This window comes from Litorisediminicola beolgyonensis, assembly GCF_042679605.1.
Lineage (GTDB): Bacteria > Pseudomonadota > Alphaproteobacteria > Rhodobacterales > Rhodobacteraceae > Litorisediminicola > Litorisediminicola beolgyonensis.
Genome location: NZ_JBHTMU010000077.1, coordinates 1 through 3,908 on the forward strand (window position 1 = coordinate 1; position 3,908 = coordinate 3,908).

At 70.1% G+C, this 3,908-nt stretch carries 5 protein-coding genes and 2 pseudogenes; all 7 read left to right on the forward strand.

Annotated features, from left to right (window positions below; all coding sequences use genetic code 11):
• A pseudogene (locus tag ACFQ4E_RS20375) lies at nucleotides 1–103 on the forward strand (Holliday junction branch migration protein RuvA); the annotation flags it as partial.
• Nucleotides 100–1,125: a Holliday junction branch migration DNA helicase RuvB gene (gene ruvB, locus ACFQ4E_RS20380; protein ID WP_386806373.1), complete on the forward strand. Its 1,026-nt coding sequence runs from the start codon at nucleotides 100–102 to the stop codon at nucleotides 1,123–1,125. The pseudogene ACFQ4E_RS20375 and the gene ruvB, both read left to right, overlap by 4 nt.
• Before the next feature lie 120 nt (nucleotides 1,126–1,245).
• Nucleotides 1,246–1,881 carry a hypothetical protein gene (locus tag ACFQ4E_RS20385; RefSeq protein WP_386806377.1) on the forward strand — a complete coding sequence of 212 codons (636 nt, stop codon included), beginning with the start codon at nucleotides 1,246–1,248 and terminating at the stop codon, nucleotides 1,879–1,881.
• Nucleotides 1,882–1,946: 65 nt separating this feature from the next.
• Nucleotides 1,947–2,333: a tol-pal system-associated acyl-CoA thioesterase gene (gene ybgC, locus ACFQ4E_RS20390; protein ID WP_386806374.1), complete on the forward strand. Its 387-nt coding sequence runs from the start codon at nucleotides 1,947–1,949 to the stop codon at nucleotides 2,331–2,333.
• 137 nt (nucleotides 2,334–2,470) lie between these two features.
• Complete coding sequence (tolQ, locus tag ACFQ4E_RS20395) at nucleotides 2,471–3,166, forward strand: protein TolQ (RefSeq protein ID WP_386806375.1); 696 nt, start codon at nucleotides 2,471–2,473, stop codon at nucleotides 3,164–3,166.
• A 1-nt stretch (nucleotide 3,167) separates the two neighbouring features.
• Complete coding sequence (tolR, locus tag ACFQ4E_RS20400) at nucleotides 3,168–3,647, forward strand: protein TolR (protein ID WP_386806376.1); 480 nt, start codon at nucleotides 3,168–3,170, stop codon at nucleotides 3,645–3,647.
• Nucleotides 3,648–3,657: 10 nt separating this feature from the next.
• Nucleotides 3,658–3,908, forward strand: a pseudogene (locus ACFQ4E_RS20405) (cell envelope biogenesis protein TolA); the annotation flags it as partial.

A 3,908-nucleotide genomic window follows, 5' to 3' on the forward strand; every position in this document is an offset into this window, starting at 1 on the left:
GGGCGAGGCCGCGCAGGCGGTGGCCGAGGCCGCCGGGGCCGATCCTGACGCCGATACGCCGACGCTGATCCGCGCCGCCCTGAAACGCCTGGCCCCGGCATGAGCACGCCCGATCCCCTGATGCGGCCCGAACCGCAGGCCGAGGACCGCGACCGCGCGCTGCGCCCGCTTTCGCTCGACGAGTTCGTGGGCCAGGCCGAGGCGCGCTCGAACCTGCGCGTCTTCCTGCAATCGGCCCGCCAGCGCGGCGAGGCGATGGATCACACGCTGTTTCACGGCCCCCCTGGCCTCGGCAAGACGACGCTCGCGCAGATCATGGCCCGCGAGCTCGGCGTCAATTTCCGCATGACCTCGGGTCCGGTTCTGGCCAAGGCGGGCGATCTCGCCGCCATCCTGACCAATCTCGAAGCGCGCGACGTGCTCTTCATCGACGAGATCCACCGCCTGAACCCGGCGGTAGAAGAGGTGCTCTACCCGGCGATGGAGGATTACGAGCTCGACCTCGTGATCGGCGAGGGCCCCGCCGCGCGCACCGTCCGGATCGAGCTTCAGCCCTTCACGCTTGTGGGCGCCACGACGCGGCTCGGTCTCCTGACCACGCCGCTCCGCGACCGCTTCGGCATCCCGACGCGGCTGCAATTCTACACGGTCGAAGAGCTCGACCTGATCGTGTCGCGCAACGCCGCGAAGCTCGGCGTCACCGCCCATCCCGAAGGCGCGCGCGAGATCGCGCGCCGCGCCCGCGGCACGCCGCGCATCGCCGGGCGGCTCCTCCGCCGCGTCGTCGATTTCGCCGTGGTCGAGGGCGACGGCACGATCACCCGCGAACTGGCCGACAACGCGCTGACCCGTCTCGGCGTCGACATCCTCGGTCTCGACGGCGCCGACCGCCGCTATCTCGCGCTCATCGCCGAGAACTACGCCGGCGGCCCGGTCGGCATCGAAACGCTCTCGGCCGCGCTCTCGGAAAGCCGCGATGCGCTGGAGGAGGTGATCGAACCCTATCTCCTGCAACAGGGCCTGATCGCGCGCACCCCGCGCGGCCGGATGCTGGCGCAGAAGGGCTGGACCCATCTCGGCCTTCCGGCCCCCCAGCCGCCGGGACAGTCGACGCTTTTCGACTGACCCCCCAGCTTCTTCTTTTTCCAAATACCGCTCGGGGGAGCGCGAGGGGGCAGACGGCCCCCTCGCTCCCGTCCCAGCCGCTTGCGCCGCGCCGGGCGCCGTGCCAGACCGCGCCGCATGATGACGAAAGACGAGATCGAACCGCTCTTCACCCGCGCCGATGGCAGCTATCTCTGCGCCCGCTGGGGCCGCCCGCTGGCCCCGGTCGTCTTCGGCGTCGAGGATGCGACGCTCGCCACATTCAAGGGAGCGCTCGAAGCGGTCTGCCAGATGGCCGGGCACGAGATCGCCGAGACCGATCCCGAGCTCGGCGCCAATCTCATGGTGTTCTTCTTCCGCGACTGGCAGGAGCTTCTGGGCGTGCCCAATCTCGACCGGCTGATCGAGGGGCTGGCCCCGCTGGTCGACCGGCTCGAGGCCGCGGAGGCCAACCAGTACCGGGTCTTCCGCTTCGACGAGGCCGGCGCGATCCGCGCCTCATTCGTGTTCCTGAAGATGGACGACCAGCTCTCCGCGGTTCCGGCCGAGACGCTGGCGCTGTCGCAGGTCGTGCAGACCATGCTCCTCTGGTCCGACACCGCCTTCCGCGACCGCTCGGCGCTCGGTCAGCTTGGCGACGGGCGCGTCGTCCTCCGCCCCGAGATCGCGGCGCTGATCCGGGCCGCCTACGATCCGGTGATGCCCGCCGTGGCGCAGGACCCCTCGCACGCGCTGCGGCTTGCCGCGCGGCTCGCCGCGGCGCCGCCTCCCGCCTGAGGGTTGCGGAGCGCCCCGCCCACCGCTAGGCGCGAAGGGTGAGGCAGCGACGAGAGGTCCGCGACATGGCGCATCATTTCCCGGTCCGGGTCTATTACGAAGACACCGACATGGCGGGCATCGTCTACCACGCCAATTACCTGCGCTATATCGAGCGCGCCCGCTCGGACTGGGTCCGCAGCCTCGGCATCGACCAGAACGCCCTGCGCGATGCGGGCCGGGTCTTCGTCGTCCGCCGGATCGAAAGCGATTTCCTTGCGCCCGCCCGCTTCGACGACGAGCTCGACGTGGTGACCGAGACCGCGCAGGCCTCGGGCGCGCGGCTGGTCCTGCACCAGGAGGTGCGGCGCGCGGGCGAGCGGCTCTTCCAGGCCGAGGTGACCGTGGTCTGCGTCACCCTCGACGGCGTGCCCCAGCGTCTGCCCGAAGAGCTGCGCCGCCCGCTTCACTGACCGCGCCCCATCGGCGCGGAGCCGCCCTTGCGCGCGCCGACACGGCATTGTGTTGGCGTGGCGCCGCGGAATGGTGTATCAAGCGGCGCAAAGCGGGCCCGAACAGAGGTCCGGCCCAAGGGCAAGAGAGCAGGCAGATGGAAACGGAAACCCTCGCGCTGGCGCAGGAGATTGATTTCTCCATGTGGGCGCTTTTCGCGCGCGCCACCCTCACCGTGAAACTCGTGATGCTGGCGCTGGTGATCGCCTCGATCTGGTCGTGGTCGATCATCGTCCAGAAGCTCATCGCCTACCGGGCGGCCCGCCGCCAGGCCGAGCGCTTCGACGCCGCCTTCTGGTCCGGCGAGCCGCTCGACGAGCTCTTCGAGCAGACCGGCATGGAGCCCTCGGGCCGCGACGAGCGGGTCTTCGCCGCGGGCATGATGGAGTGGCGGCGCTCGCATCGCGACGATGGCGGGCTGATCGCCGGAGCGCAGGCCCGGATCGACCGCTCGATGGATGTCGCGATCCAGAAAGAGGCCGAGGATCTGCAGAAGGGCCTGCCGGTCCTCGCGACCGTCGGCTCCACCGCGCCCTTTGTCGGTCTCTTCGGCACGGTCTGGGGCATCATGCATGCCTTCATCGAGATCGCCCAGCAGCAGAACACCAACCTCGCCGTCGTGGCCCCCGGTATCGCCGAGGCGCTTCTGGCCACCGGCCTCGGTCTTCTCGCCGCCATTCCGGCGGTGATTTTCTACAACAAGCTCTCCGCCGACAGCGACCGGCTGATTTCCGGCTACGAGGCCTTCGCCGACGAGTTCTCGACCATCCTCTCGCGCCAGCTGGACAGCTGAGATGGGGGCCGGGGTCATCAAGTCGGGCGGCGGGGGCGGACGACGCCGCAGACGCGGCGGCCGCCGCGCCGCGCCGATGTCCGAGATCAACATCACGCCCTTCGTGGACGTGATGCTGGTGCTTCTGATCATCTTCATGGTGGCCGCGCCGCTTCTGACCGTTGGCGTTCCGGTGGAGCTGCCGAAGACCGCCGCGACCTCGCTGCCCTCGGACAACGAGGAGCCGCTGACGGTGACCGTCTCGGCCGACGGCACCGTGATGATCATGACCACCGAGGTCGCCCGCGACGATCTGGTGAATCGCCTGCGCGCCATTGCCACCGAACGCGCCGACGACCGGGTCTACCTGCGCGCCGACGGGGCGGTGTCCTACGAGACCGTCGCCCAGATCATGGGCGCGCTCAATGCCGGCGGGTTCGGGTCGATCGGGCTCGTGACCGATATCGGCGGTCCGACGCTCGACGGCGGCTCGGGGAACTGAGGGGCGGCCCATGGACACGGGCCTCAAAGTCTCGCTCGCCGGTCACGGGGTGGTCTTCGCGTGGCTGCTCTTTGGCGGCCTCTTTCATTCCGACCCGCCCGAGGTGACCTTCCAGGAGGTCGACATCCTCTCGGAATCCGATTTTGCCGCGCTGACCGAAGAGCGCGCGGCGCTCCCGGAAAGCACGCAGGACATCGCCGCGCTGCCGGTGCCGGAACCCGAGCCCGCGCCCGAGCCGCCCGCGCCGGAGCCCGCGCGCGA